A 16,779-nucleotide genomic window follows, 5' to 3' on the forward strand; every position below is an offset into this window, starting at 1 on the left:
ATGAAGCACGTCGCGCGCAAGCGCTTCGGCCAGCACTTCCTGGCCGACCAGTCCGTGATCGACGGCATCGTGCGCGAGATCGCGCCGCGGCCGGGCCAGGCGATGGTGGAGATCGGCCCCGGCCTCGCCGCGCTCACGCAGCCGCTGGTGGAGCGCGTGGGCCAGCTCACGGTGGTGGAACTCGATCGCGACCTCGCGGCGAGGCTGCGGCAGCATCCGCAGCTGAAGGTCGTCGAGTCGGACGTGCTGAAGGTGGACTTCACCGCGCTGGCCGCGGAGATCGGTGCGCCCAGGCTGCGCGTGGTGGGCAACCTGCCGTACAACATCTCCAGCCCCATCCTGTTCCACCTGCTGGAGCACGTGGCGGTGGTGGAAGACCAGCACTTCATGCTGCAGAAGGAAGTGGTCGACCGCATGGTCGCCGCGCCGGCGACGGCGGACTACGGGCGCCTGTCGGTGATGCTGCAGTGGCGCTACGCGATGGAAAGCGTGCTGGTCGTCCCGCCCGAAGCCTTCGACCCGCCCCCCAAGGTCGACAGCGCCGTGGTCCGCATGGTGCCGTGGGAGCAGCCCGTGGTGGTGGACGTGGGCTTGCTGGAAGAACTGGTGCAGGTGGCCTTCAGCCAGCGGCGCAAGCTGCTGCGCCACACGCTGGGCAAGTGGCTGGAGCAGAAGGGGTTCGCGGGGGAGTTCGACGTGCAGCGGCGCGCGGAGGAAGTGCCGGTGGCGGAGTACCTGGCACTGTGCGTGGAGGTGATGCGGGACAACGCGGGGTTTTGAGGTGGAACGGTGGGGTTCGCTGGCGCTCACCTTCCGCGGCTTCGCCGCGCCACCCTACAAATGCGGGCACGGGATTGGGCGCGGTCTGTAGGGTGGCGGCGCGCCAGCGCCGGAAGGTGAGCGCCAGCGAACCCCACCGCAAAGAAAAAGCCGGGCAACGCCCGGCTTTTTCGTGGTGCGACCCGCTTACGCCGCCGCCAGCCAATACCCCGCATTGAACGGGCTGCTCATGCGCAGCGCCAGCGGGCTCACGTCCAGGATCTTGTCCGTGGGCATCTTCTCGCCGTCGTTCGCCACCGGCTGCTGCACCGGGGCGGCCTGGCCTTCGGCCTTGTCGGCACCGGCCTGCGCGGAACGCGCGACCGCGAAGGAGTAGAAGCAGCGGAAGGGCACCTTGCGGTCCGCCCAGTAGTCGGCGGTGTCGCGGAAGATGTCCAGCAGCTGCTCGCGCGCTTCCTTGTCGAACTTGCCGTTGGCCGGGATGTGCTCCAGGACCACGATGAAACCGGGCTGCGGGCCCGATTTGTGCAGGGGGTCCGTCATGCAGTCGTACAGCGCGTCGAAGTTCTTGCCGAAGTGCGCCGGGAAGGTGAACTGCTGGGCGATCATGTCCAGCACGTCCTGCTTGCTCTGCGCCGTCGCCAGGTTGGCATAGAGGAAGTGGTGGCCCAGTTGCGTGGCAGTGTCCTGCAGGTCCTGCACCCGGTAGGCGCGGATCGACTGCACGATGTTGCTGCGCACGCCCTTGAGCGGCGTCTGGGATACATCAGGACGAACGTCTCGTTGGTCCATTTCCGTTTCTTTCTCTCTGGTCAAAAACAGGTCCCGCTTCATTTGGGGTTCACTCGACGATCTTGCGAAAACTGGCGTAGTGGTCAGCGGTGTAATAGCAGGCGTGCGGCGTCCGTTGCGGGCCTCCGCACACGATGCGCCGGGCGCCCCGGTCGCGCGATCCAGGCGTCTTCACGGTGTATTCGCGGTAGTAGCCGCGCTTCTCGATCGGGAGCAGCCGCTCCCGGTTGCCGAACACCGCGCCGTCCTTGTCGTACGGGAACGGTCCGCCCTGGCGGATCAGTTCGTAGGTCTCCCGTCCGTGGCTCGGCAGCTGGGTGACATGCACCGTCGCCGCAGCCGCCACGCCGGCTTCCGCCGGCCGGCCCTTCCAGTCCCAGGCTTGCGCCAGGGGAGCGCCGCTGATCGCGACGGCAGTCAAGAGGCTAGTCAGCGCTAACTTGACTGCCGCGAAACGGGCCATGGACGGACCTTCTTGGGAGATCTTCAAGGGACGCCGCCCGGTTCCCGTCAGGGTCCCGGACTTCCTTCATCCCCGGGTAAACCCGGAAACTTCAAGGCCGGTAGTGTGACAGTTGCGGCGTCGCAGCGCAAGCCGCCGCCCAATTTTTGGGCAGGCGGCATGGCCTTTGGCGACCGGCGGCGTAATCAGTAAGTTAGCGCCGGCTCTCCTGCCGGACCTTAACGGGCCGCGTTCGCGTCCGCGACCGTCAGGGCCGCCATGTTCACGAGGCGCCGGACGGTGGTGCTGGCCGTCAGGATGTGCACCGGCTTGGCCGCGCCCAGGAGCACGGGCCCGACGGCGATGTTGCCGCCCGCCGCCGTCTTGAGCAGGTTGTAGGAAATGTTGGCTGCGTCGATGTTCGGCAGCACCAGCAGGTTGGCGTCGCCGGCCAGCGTGCTGTGCGGCATGAGCTTGGCGCGCGCCTGCCCGTCCAGCGCCACGTCGCCATGCATCTCGCCGTCCACTTCCAGCCAGGGCGCCTGGTCGCGCAGCAGCTCGAGCACCTCGCGCATCTTCACCGCGCTGGGCTGGTTGCTGCTGCCGAAGTTGGAATGGCTCAGCAGCGCGGCCTTGGGCTTGAGGCCGAAGCGCAGCATCTCCTCCGCCGCCATGACCGTGATCTCGGCCAGCTGTTCCGCCGTCGGGTCGTAGTTGACGTGCGTGTCGACCAGGAAGACCTGGCGGTTCGGCAGCATCAGCCCATTCATGGCCGCGTAGACCTTGCAGCCCGGGCGCTTGCCGATCACCTGGTCGATGTAGCGCAGGTGGATGTCGGTGGTGCCCCAGGTCCCGCAGATCATGCCGTCGACCTGGTCCTTCGCCAGCAGCATGGCGCCGATGAGGGTCAGGCGCCGGCGCATCTCGATCTTGGCCATCTGCACCGTGACGCCCTTGCGGTCCGTCATGCGGTGATAGGTCTGCCAGAAGTCGCGGTAGCGCTCGTCGTAGTCGGTGTTGACGACGTCGTAGTCGCGGCCTTCCTGCAGGCGCAGGCCGAACTTCTCGATGCGCTCGGCGATGACCTTCGGGCGGCCGATCAGCGTCGGGCGGGCCACGCTTTCGTCGCTGACGATCTGGGCGGCGCGCAGCACGCGCTCTTCCTCGCCCTCGCAGAAGGCCACGCGCTTCTTCGCGGCCGTCTTGGCCAGCGCGAAGATCGGCTTCATCGTGGTCCCCGACGCGTAGACGAAGCTCTGCAGCTTCTCGCGGTACGCGTCCATGTCGGTGATCGGGCGCAGGGCCACGCCGCTGTCCGCCGCCGCCTTGGCCACGGCCGGCGCGATCTTGATCATCAGCCGCGGGTCGAAAGGCTTGGGGATCAGGTACTCGGGGCCGAAGGACAGCTGCTGGCCCGCATAGGCCGCCGCCACCACTTCGCTCTGCTCCGCCTGGGCCAGTTCGGCCAGGGCGTACACCGCGGCGATCTCCATCTCGATGGTGATCGTCGTCGCGCCGGAGTCCAGCGCGCCGCGGAAGATGTAGGGGAACACCAGGACGTTGTTGACCTGGTTGGGATAGTCGGTGCGGCCGGTGGCGATGATGCAGTCGGGGCGCGCCGCCTTGGCGTCTTCCGGGTTGATCTCGGGATTCGGGTTGGCCAGGGCGAGGATGAGCGGATGGGCCGCCATCTTCTTGACCATCTCCGGCTTCAGCACGCCGCCGGCGGACAGGCCCAGGAACACGTCGGCGTCCTCGATCACCTCGGTGAGCGTGCGCGCCTTGGTCTCCTGCGCGAACTGCTCCTTGTCCGGGTCCATCAGCTCCTTGCGGCCCTTCCAGACCACGCCGGCCAGGTCCGTCACGAAGATGTTCTCGCGCGGCACGCCCAGCTTCACCAGCAGGCCCAGGCAGGCCAGCGCCGCGGCGCCCGCGCCGGAAGTGACCAGCTTGACCTGCTTCAGGTCCTTGCCGACGACCTTGAGGCCGTTGATGATCGCCGCGGCGACGGTGATGGCCGTGCCGTGCTGGTCGTCGTGGAAGACCGGGATCTTCATGCGCTCGCGCAGCTTGCGCTCCACGTAGAAGCAGTCCGGCGCCTTGATGTCTTCCAGGTTGATGCCGCCGAAGGTGGGCTCCAGCGCGGCGATGACGTCCACCAGCTTGTCGAGGTTCTCCTTCTCGGCGATCTCGATGTCGAACACGTCGATGCCGGCGAACTTCTTGAACAGGACGCCCTTGCCTTCCATCACCGGCTTGGCGGCCAGCGGGCCGATGTCGCCCAGGCCCAGGACGGCGGTGCCGTTGGTGATCACGGCCACCAGGTTGCCGCGCGCGGTGTAGCGGAAGGCGGCGGTGGGATCCTTGACGATCTCCTCGCAAGGCGCGGCCACGCCGGGCGAATAGGCCAGCGCGAGGTCGTGCTGGTTGATAAGCTGCTTGGTCGCGGCGATCTGGACCTTGCCGGGGGTGGGATGCTCGTGGTACTCGAGGGCGGCCTGGCGCAGCTGGGCGCGCTTGTCGGTCTTCGCCGGGGAGGAATCGGACATGAATGCGGTCTCCTGGGCGCGGTAGGACTGCTGGCGCGCCTTCTTTCGGGGAAGGGCATTGTAGACCTCCCTCCCTCCAGCGGTCCGTGCAAACCCTAGCCCGTGCTTTTGCGTATGCGGCGGCCCCGGGCCATGCGGGAATTGCATACCCTGCCCGGCAAAGGGCATTGGCATTGACCGGAGCGGACTCGTACAGTGGCCCGCAGCGTCCAGCCCAGGAGAACGACGACATGGCTGCCTTGACCGAAGCCCAGCGCGAGGAGCGCCTCGCCGCCGTGGTGGCGCGCGCCGGACAGCGCGAAGCGCCGAAGGACGTCCCGCTCGACACCTTTTCCCGCGAGTACTTCCGCCAGGTCGACCCCGAGGACCTGGACGAGCGCACGCCGGAGGACCTGCTGGGGGCGCTGCTCTCGCACTGGCAGTTCGCCTCGCAGCGCACGCCGGGCGTGCCCAAGGTGCGCGTGTTCAGCCCCTCGCCGGGGGCCGACGGCTGGGGCTCGCGCCACAGCGTCGTGCAGGTCGTCAACGACGACATGCCTTTCCTGGTCGACTCGGTGTCGCTGGAGATCGCGCGGCAGGGCCTGGCCTTGCACCTCCTCGTGCATCCGATCTTCGCCGTGCGCCGCGACGCCCGCGGCGTGCTGCAGTCCGTGGCGCCTCGCAGTGCCGCGCCGGAGCTGCCGCGCGAGTCCTGGATGTACATCGAAGTCGACCGCATGGTGGACGCCGAACAGCGCACGGCGCTGTGCCGCGGCATCGAGCGCGTGCTGGCCGACGTGCGCGCGGCCGTCGCCGACTGGAAGCCCATGCTGGAGCGCCTCACCGAAGCGCAGGCCTCGCTGCAGGTGCCCCCGCCCGGCATGGCGCCCGAAGAGGCGGCCGAGAGCCGCGCCTTCCTGCAATGGATGGCGGAGGACCACTTCACGCTGCTCGGGTTCCGCCGGCACGACCTGGTGGAGCGCGACGGCGAGCTCGCGCTGCAGCTCGTCGAAGGCAGCGGCCTGGGCGTGCTGCGCGAGGGCCACGGCGAGCAGTCCGCCAGCTTCGCGGCCCTGCCGCCCCAGGCGCGCGCGCTGGCCCGCACGCCGACGCCCGCCGTCGTCGTGACGAAGGCGAACACGCGTTCCACCGTGCACCGCGACGGCTACACCGACTACGTCGGCGTGAAGCGCTTCGATGCCGATGGCCGCGTGATCGGCGAGGACCGCTTCATCGGCCTCTTCACCTCCACGGCCTACGCGTCGCGCGTGACCGAAGTGCCGCTGCTGCGGCGCAAGGTCGAGGCGGTGGCGCAGCGCGCCGGCCTGTCGCCCACCGGGCACCTGGCCAAGGCGCTGCAGCACACGCTGGAGATCTTCCCGCGCGACGACCTGTTCCAGATCGCCGACGAGGACCTGTACGACACGGCGATGGGCATCCTGGCGCTGGGCGAGCGCCACCGGCTGCGCCTCTTCCTCTGGCAGGACCGTTTCCAGCGCTTCGTCTCCTGCCTCGTGTTCGTGCCGCGCGACGTGTTCTCGACACAGCTGCGGCTGAAGTTCCAGCGCATCCTGCTGCAGGCGCTGAACGGCACCCACGTCGACTTCGACGTGCTGCTCTCCGGCACGCAGCTCGCGCGCATCCACTTCACGGTGCGCGTGGCGCCGAACCCGATGCCCGCGATCGACCGCAAGGACCTGGAGCGCAAGCTCGCCGCCGCGGCGCGCCGCTGGGAGGACGAGTTGCGCGACGCCCTCGTGGAAGCCGAAGGCGAAGGCAACGGCCTCGCGCTCGACCGGCGCTGGAGCGGGGCGTTCCCGGTCGCGTATCGCGAACGCATTCCGGTGCGCGCCGCGGTGCACGACATCCGCAAGCTCGAGTCGCTGACCGAACAGGCGCCGATGGCGGTCGCGCTCTACTGGCCGCTGGGCGGCCCCGAAGGCCGGCTGGGGCTGAAGGTCTACCGCCTCGGCGCGCCGGTGGTGCTCTCCGACAGCCTGCCGATGCTGGAGCACATGGGCGTGCGCGTGCTCGCGGAGGACAACCACCGCATCGAGACCGCCGGCCACCCGCCCATGTTCCTGCACGACTTCGCGCTGGAGGCGCAGCCCGGCGCGGAGCACGACCCGCAGGCGCTCGCGCGCCTGTTCGAGGACGCCTTCGTGCGCGTCTTCCGCGGCGAGGTGGAGAACGACAGCTTCAACCGCCTCGTGCTGCTCTCGGCCCTGTCGGCGGAAGAGATCGTCATCCTGCGCGCCTACGCGAAGTACCTGCAGCAGATCGGCTTCCCGCAGTCGCAGGCGACGATCGCCGCGACGCTGGCGACCTACCCGCGCATCGCGCGCATGCTGGTCGCCCTGTTCCGCCTGCGCTTCGATGCCCAGGCACACGACACGCAAGGCGCCGCCTCGCAGGTGAACGCGCTCGAGCAGGCGCTGGAGAAGGTGGCCAACCTCAACGAAGACCGCGTGCTGCGCCAGCTGCTCGCGCTGCTGCAGGCCACGCTGCGCACCAACTACTGGCGCACCGGCGTGGGCGCCAGCGGCGCGCCGGGGCCGCGCCGGCCCTTCCTGTCCTTCAAGTTCGACTCCGCGCGCATCCCGGGCCTGCCGGCGCCGCGGCCCTTGTACGAGATCTGGGTGTATTCCCCGCGCTTCGAGGGCATCCACCTGCGCGGCGGCAAGGTGGCGCGCGGGGGGCTGCGCTGGTCCGACCGGCCCGACGACTTCCGCACGGAGGTGCTGGGGCTGGTGAAGGCGCAGATGGTGAAGAACACCGTCATCGTGCCGGTGGGCTCCAAGGGCGGCTTCGTGCTGAAGAAGGCGCCGCCGGCGAGCGACCGCGAAGCCTTCATGAAGGAAGGCGTGGCCTGCTACCAGGACTACCTGCGCGGCCTGCTGGACCTGACCGACAACCTGGTGAACGGCAAGACGGTGCCGCCGCCGCAGGTCGTGCGCATCGACGGGGACGATCCCTACCTCGTGGTCGCCGCCGACAAGGGCACGGCGAGCTTCTCCGACCACGCCAACGCGGTCAGCGCCGAGTACGGCCACTGGCTGGGCGACGCCTTCGCCTCCGGCGGCAGCAAGGGGTACGACCACAAGGCCATGGGCATCACGGCACGCGGCGCGTGGGAAAGCGTCAAGCGCCACTTCCGCGAGCTCGGCGTCGACACGCAGTCGACCGATTTCACCGTGGTCGGCATCGGCGACATGTCCGGCGACGTGTTCGGCAACGGCATGCTGCTGTCGCGGCACATCCGGCTGGTGGCCGCCTTCGACCACCGGCACGTCTTCATCGACCCGAGCCCCGACGCGGAGCGCACCTTCGCCGAGCGCGAGCGGCTGTTCCAGCTGCCGCGGTCTTCCTGGGCGGACTACGACCGCAACCTGATTTCCGAAGGCGGCGGCATCTGGGCCCGCTCAGAGAAGTCCGTGCCGCTTTCGCCGCAGGCGCGGGCCGCGCTGGGCATCGAAGCGGAGCAGATGACGCCCGCCGAACTGGTGACGGCCATCCTGAAGGCGCCGGTCGACCTCCTCTACAACGGCGGCATCGGCACGTACGTGAAGGCGAGCAGCGAGACGCATGCGGAGGTCGGCGACCGCGCCAACGACGCCGTGCGCATCAGCGGCGCGGAGCTGCGCTGCAAGGTCGTGGCCGAAGGCGGCAACCTGGGCTTCACGCAGCGCGGGCGCATCGAGGCGGCGCTGGCGGGCGTGAAGATCAACACCGACGCGATCGACAACTCCGCCGGCGTGGACACCTCCGACCACGAGGTGAACATCAAGATCCTGCTCGGGATCGCGGAAGCCGACGGCGAACTCACGCCGCGCCAGCGCGACACGCTCCTGCCGCAGATGACGGAGCAGGTCGCGGCGCTGGTGCTGCGCGACAACTACTTCCAGACGCAGGCGCTGTCCGTCGGCGGGCGGCTGGCGGCGAAGCAGCTCGACGAGCAGGCGCGCTTCATCCGCTTCCTGGAGAAGGCGGGCGAGCTCGATCGCGCCATCGAGTACCTGCCGTCGGAAGAAGAGATCGCCGCGCGGCTCGCGAAGGGCCAGGGCCTCACCAGCCCCGAGCGGGCCGTGCTGCTCGCGTACGGGAAGATGTGGCTGAACGACGCGCTCGTCGCGTCCGACCTGCCCGAGGACCCGTGGATCGCCACCGCGCTGGAGCGGTACTTCCCCACGCAGTTGAAGGAGAAGTTCGCGGCCCTCATCCCCCGCCATCCGCTGCGCCGCGAGATCATCGCCACGCACGTGCTGAACAGCATGGTCAACCGCGTCGGTCCCACCTTCGTGCACCGCCTCGGCGAGATCACCGGCGCCACGCCGCCGCAGGTGGTGCGCGCCTATCTCGCGAGCCGCGAGGTGTTCGGGCTGGTTGCGCTGTGGCAGCAGATCGAGGCGCTGGACACGCTCGTGCCGGACGAGGTCCAGGCGGAGATGGTCATCGCGCTGCGCGGGCTCCTCACGCGCGCCACCACCTGGTTCCTGCGCTCGCGCCGGCTGTTCGAACCCACCGAGCAGCAGGTGGGACGCTTCGCGCCGGTCGTGCAGGCGCTGCGGACGGACGGCGCGCGCGCGGATCTGTCCCCGCGCGCGCAGCGCTGGGTGGACGCGGGCGTGCCCCGCGAACTCGCCGCGCAGGTGGATGCGTCCGGGCACCTCTTCTCGGCCCTGGACATCGCCGAGATCGCCGAGGCGGGCAAGCGTCCCGTCGCCCTGACCGCCCAGGTGCACCAGGGCGTCGGCGAGCGCCTCGGGCTGGAGCGCATGCGCCAGCAGGTCGAGCAGCTCCCCGCCGACAGCTACTGGCAGGGCCTCGCCAAGCTGGCGCTGGCCGACGACGTGACGGACCTGCAGCGCTCCATCGCGCAGGAGGCGGTGCGCCACGAGGAAGGCGACGCCCGCCAGGTGCTGGAGCGCTGGGAACAGGGCAACCGCCAGGCGCTGGAGCGGGCGCAACGCCTGCTGGCCGAACTGAAGGACGCCCCGGGCGGCGACCTCGCCATGCTCTCCGTCGCCCTGCGCGAATTGCGCAACCTCGTGTGACGTAATTTGCTCCCTCCCCCTCCGGGCGACGGTGGGGGTGGGGGCGCCGGGGGCACCCCGGGGCTATGATCCCGCGCACACAAGAGCGAGGAGGGACCTCTCATGGGCCTCATGGACTTCATCAAGAAGCAGTTCATCGACGTCATCCAGTGGACGGAGACCGACGAGCAGACGCTCGCCTGGCGCTTCCCCATGGCGGGCATGGAGATCCAGTACGGCGCCTCGCTGACGGTGCGCGAGAGCCAGATGGCGGTGTTCGTGAACGAAGGCCAGGTCGCCGACGTCTTCGGCCCGGGCATGTACAAGCTCACGACGCAGACCATCCCGGTCCTCACCTACCTGAAGAACTGGGACAAGCTGTTCGAGTCCCCGTTCAAGAGCGACGTCTATTTCTTCAGCACGCGCCAGCGCGTCGACCAGCGCTGGGGCACGCCGCAGCCCATCACCATCCGCGACAAGGACTTCGGCGCGGTGCGGCTGCGCGCCTTCGGCAACTACAGCTATTCGGTCCACGACCCGCGCGCCTTCCACACCAAGATCTCCGGCACGCGCGAGCGCTACACCGTCGACGAGCTCGACGGCCAGCTGCGCGGCCTGATCCTGCAGCACCTCTCGGATGGCATCGCGCAGAGCGGCGTGCCTTTCCTGGACCTCGCGGCCAACCAGGTGGAGTTCGCCCGGGCGCTCGAGAAGGAGCTCGGCCCGGCCTTCGAGGCCATCGGACTGAAGCTGGAAGGCATGACCGTGCAGAACGTGTCGCTGCCGGAGGAACTGCAGAAGGTGCTGGACCAGCGTATCGGCATGGGCATGGTCGGCAACGACATGGGCAAGTTCATGCAGTACCAGACCGCGCAGTCCATCCCCGAGTTCGCGAAGACCGCGGGCAGCGGCGGCGGCGGGATCGCGGGTGACGCGATGGGGCTGGGTGCCGGCGTCGCGCTCGGCCAGGTGCTCGCGCAGAACCTGCAGAAGGGGCTGCAGCCCCCGGCCGCGACGGAAGCCGCACCGGCGGCCACCGTGCGTCCCGAGGACGTCATGGCCACGCTGGAGAAGCTCGGCGAGCTCAAGGCCAAGGGCATCCTGACGCAGGAAGAGTTCGACGCCAAGAAGGCCGAACTCCTGAAGAAGATCAGCTAGCCCCGCGTTGGCGACGCAACGCAGCTACACCGCCCCTTGCCCGGGGTGCGGTGCCCCGGTCGAGTTCCGCAGCGCGCAGTCCGCCTTCGCGGTGTGCAGCTATTGCCGCAGCACGGTTGCGCGGCAGGGCGAGGTGCTCTCGCGCATCGGGAAGATGGCGGAGCTGTTCGACAACCACAGCCCGCTGCAGCTGCACGCCCGCGGCGTGCACGAGGGGCGGCCCTTCGCGCTGGTGGGGCGCCTGCAGTACCGGGCGCCCAGCGGGCCCTGGACCGAGTGGCACTGCCTCTTTGAAGATGGCGGTACCGCCTGGCTGGCGGAAGACAACGGCCAGTACGTGCTGTCCTTCCCCGCCAGCACGCAGCGCGAGGTGCCGCAGCCGTCGCACTTCCGCATCGGCGCCACCACCGCCATCAACGGCAACAGCTACCAGGTCGCCTCCAACGAGCAGGTCCGGCTCGTGGCCGCCGAAGGCGAGCTGCCGCGCCTGCCCGCGGAGGGCGTGCCGTTCGCGATGCTGGAACTGCGCAGCGCCGGCAACGAAGTGCTGTCCGTGGACTACGGCAGCACGCCGCCTTCCCTCGCACGCGGTCGCCCGGTGGCGCTGGAGGAGTTGCGCTTCACCGGCCTGCGCGAGCAGAGCGAAAAGACCGAGCAGGGCCGCCAGTTCGCCTGCCCGCACTGCGGCGCGCAGGTCACGCCGCGCTTCGCGGACTCGAAGGCGATCACGTGCCCCGCCTGCAAGAGCCTGATCGACCTGACGCAGGGGCTGGGGGGCGAACTGCGCCACGCGGAGCAGGACGAGCCGGTGGAGCCGCTGATCCCGCTCGGGACGGTGGGGAAGTTCAAGGGCCGCGAGTGGCAGGTGGTGGGCTACCAGCATCGCCTCGGCACCGAGCCGGACGACCCCGACGAGCACTTCGGCTGGGACGAATACCTGCTCTACAACCGCACGCAGGGCTTCAGCTTCCTGCTGGACACGAGCGACGGCTGGAGCTTCGTGAAGACGCTCACCGGCGCGCCGCAGCTGTCCTCGGACCTGACCGCCGCCACCTGGCTGGGCACGCGGTACCAGCAGCAGTACGCCTACGACGCGCAGGTCACGTTCGTCGAAGGCGAGTTCTACTGGCCCGTGGAGCGTGGCCAGCGCACCTTCAACCGCGACTACGCCGCCGGCGGCAAGCAGCTGTCGCTGGAGGAGACGCCGCGCGAGCGCACCTGGTCCGCCGGCACCCGGGTGGACAGCGACGAGGTCGCCAGGGCCTTCGGGCTGTGGAACAGGAAGGACCTGCTCGCGCGCGGCGGCGGCGACGCCGGCCCGGTCACCGCGGCGAAAGGCGGGCTCGGCTGCGGTTGCGGCACGCTGTTCCTCATCCTCCTCGTGCTGGCCTTCCTCGTGGTGGTGCTCAGGGCCTGCGACGAGGATTGCTACCGCAACCCCGACGGCACACTCACCTGCAGGACCAGCAGCGGCAGCAGCTATCGCAGCAGCGGCGGCAGCTGGTCCGGCGGCGGTTCGCACAAATGATTTCAACCCAGGAGATCGCCATGCTCGAATGGCTCAAGCCCAGCGCCTTCTTCGGCTCCATCCTCTACGCCCTGATCGGCGTGATCGTGTTCTGGGTCAGCTTCGTCGCCATCGACAAGCTCACCCCGTACAAGCTGTGGGAGGAGATCGTGGAGAAGCAGAACATGGCGCTCGCCATCGTGGTCGGCGCGATGGCGCTCGGCGTGTCCATCATCGTCGCGGCCGCCGTGCACGGATGAAGGAGGCTCCGGGGCCGCGGCCGCTCGAGGTCGCGCTGCTCGCATCCGTCTTCGTCGTCGCCGCCTGCGGCCTGGTGTACGAGCTCGCCGCCGGCGCGCTCGCCTCCTACGTGCTGGGCGACTCGGTGCTGCAGTTCTCCACGGTGATCGGCACCTACCTGTTCGCGATGGGCGTGGGCTCCTGGCTCTCGCGCTTCTTCGAGCGCCAGCTGCCCGCGCACTTCCTGCGCATCGAGCTGCTGGTGGCGCTGGTGGGCGGCGGGCTGCCGGCGGTGCTGTTCCTCACGCACGCGTGGCAGCCGGAAGCGTTCCGGCCGCTGCTGTACGGGCTGGTGCTGCTGGTCGGGCTGCTGGTCGGCCTGGAGATCCCGCTCGTGATGCGGATCCTGAAGCGCAACGTGCAGTTGCGCGAGCTGGTCTCGCAGGTCCTCACCTTCGACTACCTCGGCGCGCTGGCGGTGTCGATCGCGTTCCCGCTGCTGCTGGTGCCGCAGCTCGGGCTGATCCGCACGGGGTTGCTGTTCGGCCTGATGAACGCGATCGTGGCGTTGTGGGCGCTGTGGCTGTTCCGGCACGAGCTGCGCCGCTTCGCCGCCCACGTGGTCGCGTGCCTGCTGACCGTGGGGGCGCTGGGCGCGGCGATGGCGGGCTCGCAGCAGATCACCTCGCTCGCGGAAGACCGCTTCTACCAGGACCGCATCGTGGTCGCGGAGAGCTCCCCCTGGCAGCGCATCGTGGTGACGCAGGGGCGCGCGGGCCTGCGCCTGTTCCTCAATGGCAACCTCCAGTTCTCGCAGTCCGACGAATACCGCTACCACGAGGCGCTCGTGCATCCCGTGATGGCGGCGCACGGCGCGCCGCGCAAGGTGGCGGTGCTGGGCGGCGGCGACGGCCTCGCCGTCCGCGAGCTGCTGCGCTACCCGCAGGTCGAGAGCATCACGTTGGTGGACCTCGACCCCAACATGACGCGCCTGTTCTCGACGGACCCGGCGCTCGTCGCGCTGAACGACGGCGCGCTGCGCTCGCCCAAGGTGCGCGTCGTCAACACCGATGCCTTCCGCTGGCTGCAGGGAGAGGGCGAGGTGTTCGACGTGATCCTCGTCGACTTCCCCGACCCCACCAACTTCTCCATCGGCAAGCTGTACACGAACGCCTTCTACGCGCTGCTTGAGAAGCGGCTGGCCGCCAGCGGCTACGCCGTGGTGCAGACTACGTCGCCCCTCGTCGCGCGCGAGAGTTTCTGGACGGTGGTGAACACCATCGAGTCGGTGGGGCTGCGCACCTTCCCCTACCACGCCAACGTGCCCAGCTTCGGCGAATGGGGCTTCGTCGTCGCGAGCCGCCGGCCGTGGCGCAAGCCGGACGCGCTGCCGGACGGCCTGCGCTTCCTGACGGTGGAAGGCGTTCCGCCGCTCTTCGACTTCCCGCGCGACATGGCGCGCGTGCCCACCGACGTGAACCGGCTCGCCAACCAGGTGCTGGTGACGACCTACGAACGCGAATGGGGCAAGCTGCACCCTTGATCACCCGGCGCACGGCGCTCGCGGGTGCGGCTGCGCTGGTGGCGGGCTGCCAGCGGCTGCCCGCGGTCGAAGGCGGCTTCACGGGCGCTTCGGTGGAACGCGGTCACCTGCTGCGAGCTGCGCGTCCGCAGGGGCCCGTGCTGTCGCTGCGGGCCGATGTGGTGGTCGCGGGTGCCGGCATCGCGGGGCTCGCCGCCGCGCGCCACCTGCGCCTGCGCGGGCGCGAGGACTTCGCCGTGCTGGACCTCGAGGACACCGCGGGCGGCAACAGCCGCGCCGGCGAACTGCGCGGCATCGCGTGCCCGCTCGGTGCGCACTACCTGCCCGTGCCCGGCGACGGCGCCCCCGAAGTGCAGGACCTGCTGCAGGAGCTGGGGCTCCTGCGCCGCGTGGCGGGCCGCTGGCAGCCCGACGAGCGCCACCTGTGCCACGCACCGCAGGAGCGGCTGTACTTCGAGGGCGAGTGGCAGGAAGGGCTGCTGCCCTGGACCGGCGTCGGCGCGACGACGCGGGCGCAGTACGTGCGTTTCGCGCAGGAGGTCGAGGCGGCGCGCCGCACGCGCCGCTTCGCGATTCCGCTGCGCCGGCGCGAGCCGCTCGCGGCGCTCGACGGCGAGACTTTCGCGCACTGGCTGGACGCGCGCGGCTTCACCGACCCGCAGCTGCGCTGGTACCTGGACTACTGCTGCCGCGACGACTACGGTGCCGGCACGTCCATCGTGTCCGCGTGGGCGGGGGTGCACTACTTCGCCGCGCGCCACGGCTTCCATCCGCCGGGATTCGACGAAAGCGGCGAGCGCGACGCGCTGCTCACCTGGCCCGAGGGCAACGGCTTCCTCTCGCGCGCGCTCGCGCGGCCGCTCGGCGACCGCTTCCGCGGCGGCCGCGTGGTGCTGCGCATCGCCGAGACGCGCCACGGCGTCGAGGTGGACGCCTGGGACGTCGCCGCGCAGCGGCTGGAGCGCTGGCAGGCGAAGCAGTGCGTCGTGGCCCTGCCGGCATTCGTGGCGGCGCGCGTCGTGGAGAACGCGCCGCCCGCGCTGCGCTCGCTCGCGGCGCGCACGCGGCACGCGCCCTGGATCGTCGCCAACCTGCACCTGCGCGAACCGCCCTGGGTGCGCGGCGGCGCGCCGCTCGCCTGGGACAACGTCGTGTACGGCGCGGGCGACAGCCTCGGCTACGTCGTGGCCACGCACCAGTCGCTGGACCCGGCGCCCGGCCCGACCGTGCTGAGCTGGTACTGCGCGCCGGGCGAGGCCGCGCGGGGCGACGTGCTGCGCCTGCCGTGGACGCACTGGCGCGAACGCGTGCTGGCGGAGCTGTCGGTGCCGCACCCTGAGTTCGCTCGCACGGTCACGCACGTCGCGGTCGCGCGCTACGGGCACGCGATGGCCATCCCGGTGCCCGGCACGCTCGCGGCCCTGCCGCAGCCGCGCGCCTCGGGGCGCCTGCGCTTCGCGCATTCCGACTGGGCGGGGTATTCGATCTTCGAGGAGGCATTCACGCTGGGGCATCGCGCCGCGGCGTGAGCGGCCGCGCCTATTCGAACGTCTCGGCAGCGAAGGTGCTCGTGTCCTGGCGGCAGTTGGCGGGCAGCGCGTTGCGCACCTGCTCGGCGTCCGAGCCGCACAGCCACTGGCCCACGGCGTTGCCGAGGTCCGCGGCGGGATCGAGCGCCGCGCTGCCATCGGCGCGCATCGGCACGAGGTGCAGGTGCAGGCCGTTCACGGCCGGGTCGAGGTTCGCGACGGTCACGCGGATCACGCCGCGCGGGGAGGTCTGCACCTCCGACACGAAATGCGAACTGCCGCCGGAGCAGCCCCACGCGCCCGCGCTCGCCGGCGGCTCCGGCAGCGACAGGTAGGACTCGCTCACGCGCGTCTTGCAGGTGGTGGCCGCGAGCACGGCCTCCGACATGCGCGCGCGTCGCGTGTAGTCCCGCCACTGTCCCAGCGCGATGGCCGCGAGCAGGCCGATGATGGCCACCGCGATCATCAACTCGATGAGGGTGAAGCCGGCCTGTGCCGGTGCGCGCGCGACTGCCATGGACGCCTCCCTGTGCGGAGCACGCGCCCAGTCTGGAAGAGGCGTATCGGTTTGTGGTGCTTGTGTATCCGGATGCACAACGCTGAGCCACGATGGCTCAGCGTTGCCGGACGAGGTTCACTCGAAGTCGTCGGACGCGAACGTGGTCGTGTCGATGCGGCAGTTCGCCGGCAGCGAGTTCCGCGCCGGTTCCCAGTCGGACCCGCAGATCCAGGCGCGCACGCTGACCCCCAGGTCGTTGGGCGTGACGAGGCCCGCGTCCGAACCCGGCTTGGAAGGCACGAAGAAGACGTGGCGACCGTTCAGCAGCGGCTCGACGTTCTCGATCGTCACGCGGATGACGCCGTTCGAGGAAGTCCGGACCGCGCCGGCGTACTTCGTGCCCGCGCTGGCCGTCTCGCATCCCCAGCCTCCGGCCGGCGGCGCGGTGTCACGCACCGGGTAGGCCTCCGACACCATGGTCTTGCACTGGTTGCCGGCCAGGACCACTTCGGAGACCTTGGCCCGCCGCGTGAACTCCCGGTACTGCGTGAGCGCGACGGACGAGAGGACGGCCACCACGCAGGCCGTGATGACCACTTCGACGATGCTGAACCCCGCCTGATTGCGTCTTCCCATGCTCGCGGCCCCCAAATGCCTTGTCGGGCGGAAAGGCAAGCGGCATGCCAAGGCGACAAACGTGAAAAACCGCACGACCGGGCCGCCCCGGC

At 70.0% G+C, this 16,779-nt stretch carries 11 protein-coding genes and 1 pseudogene; 7 read left to right on the top strand and 5 right to left on the bottom strand.

What is annotated here, in order from left to right; all coding sequences use genetic code 11:
* Nucleotides 1-780: a 16S rRNA (adenine(1518)-N(6)/adenine(1519)-N(6))-dimethyltransferase RsmA gene (rsmA, locus tag H8N03_RS07125; RefSeq protein WP_187075463.1), complete on the top strand. Its 780-nt coding sequence runs from the start codon at nucleotides 1-3 to the stop codon at nucleotides 778-780.
* Between the two features lie 366 nt (nucleotides 781-1,146).
* Here rsmA and H8N03_RS07130 read toward each other — a convergent pair.
* From H8N03_RS07130 to H8N03_RS07140, 3 genes and pseudogenes are all read right to left on the bottom strand, one after another.
* Nucleotides 1,147-1,572, bottom strand: a pseudogene (locus tag H8N03_RS07130) (barstar family protein); the annotation flags it as partial.
* A gap of 49 nt (nucleotides 1,573-1,621) precedes the next feature.
* Complete coding sequence (locus H8N03_RS07135; protein WP_187075465.1) at nucleotides 1,622-2,035, bottom strand: guanyl-specific ribonuclease; 414 nt, start codon at nucleotides 2,033-2,035, stop codon at nucleotides 1,622-1,624.
* A 218-nt stretch (nucleotides 2,036-2,253) separates the two neighbouring features.
* Nucleotides 2,254-4,563: an NADP-dependent malic enzyme gene (locus H8N03_RS07140; RefSeq protein WP_187075466.1), complete on the bottom strand. Its 2,310-nt coding sequence runs from the start codon at nucleotides 4,561-4,563 to the stop codon at nucleotides 2,254-2,256.
* A gap of 230 nt (nucleotides 4,564-4,793) precedes the next feature.
* Here H8N03_RS07140 and H8N03_RS07145 point away from each other — a divergent pair, with 230 nt between their 5' ends.
* The 6 genes from H8N03_RS07145 to H8N03_RS07170 all read left to right on the top strand — a co-directional run bounded on the left by H8N03_RS07145 (nucleotide 4,794) and on the right by H8N03_RS07170 (nucleotide 15,552).
* Complete coding sequence (locus H8N03_RS07145; protein WP_187075467.1) at nucleotides 4,794-9,596, top strand: NAD-glutamate dehydrogenase; 4,803 nt, start codon at nucleotides 4,794-4,796, stop codon at nucleotides 9,594-9,596.
* A gap of 102 nt (nucleotides 9,597-9,698) precedes the next feature.
* On the top strand, nucleotides 9,699-10,733 hold the full coding sequence (locus H8N03_RS07150; protein WP_187075468.1) for an SPFH domain-containing protein: 1,035 nt from the start codon (nucleotides 9,699-9,701) through the stop codon (nucleotides 10,731-10,733).
* A 7-nt stretch (nucleotides 10,734-10,740) separates the two neighbouring features.
* A complete protein-coding gene (locus H8N03_RS07155) occupies nucleotides 10,741-12,261 on the top strand; it encodes a DUF4178 domain-containing protein (RefSeq protein WP_187075469.1) in 1,521 nt (506 codons plus the stop codon).
* 20 nt (nucleotides 12,262-12,281) lie between these two features.
* Nucleotides 12,282-12,500, top strand: coding sequence for a DUF350 domain-containing protein (locus tag H8N03_RS07160; protein ID WP_187075470.1), 219 nt, complete (start codon nucleotides 12,282-12,284; stop codon nucleotides 12,498-12,500).
* Nucleotides 12,497-14,023, top strand: a complete 1,527-nt coding sequence (locus H8N03_RS07165) for a polyamine aminopropyltransferase (protein WP_187075471.1) — start codon at nucleotides 12,497-12,499, stop codon at nucleotides 14,021-14,023. Before H8N03_RS07160 ends, H8N03_RS07165 begins: the two co-directional genes overlap by 4 nt.
* Nucleotides 14,002-15,552: an FAD-dependent oxidoreductase gene (locus H8N03_RS07170; RefSeq protein WP_187075472.1), complete on the top strand. Its 1,551-nt coding sequence runs from the start codon at nucleotides 14,002-14,004 to the stop codon at nucleotides 15,550-15,552. Before H8N03_RS07165 ends, H8N03_RS07170 begins: the two co-directional genes overlap by 22 nt.
* A gap of 10 nt (nucleotides 15,553-15,562) precedes the next feature.
* On the opposite strand, the gene H8N03_RS07175 is transcribed toward H8N03_RS07170, so the two are convergent.
* Both H8N03_RS07175 and H8N03_RS07180 read right to left on the bottom strand, forming a co-directional pair.
* Nucleotides 15,563-16,069, bottom strand: a complete 507-nt coding sequence (locus H8N03_RS07175) for a pilin (RefSeq protein ID WP_187075473.1) — start codon at nucleotides 16,067-16,069, stop codon at nucleotides 15,563-15,565.
* A 117-nt stretch (nucleotides 16,070-16,186) separates the two neighbouring features.
* The gene (locus H8N03_RS07180; RefSeq protein ID WP_187075474.1) at nucleotides 16,187-16,687 is read right to left on the bottom strand and encodes a pilin; all 501 of its coding nucleotides are present in this window, start codon (nucleotides 16,685-16,687) and stop codon (nucleotides 16,187-16,189) included.
* Nucleotides 16,688-16,779 lie beyond the last annotated feature (92 nt).

This window comes from Ramlibacter cellulosilyticus (assembly GCF_014297465.1).
GTDB lineage: Bacteria > Pseudomonadota > Gammaproteobacteria > Burkholderiales > Burkholderiaceae_C > Ramlibacter > Ramlibacter cellulosilyticus.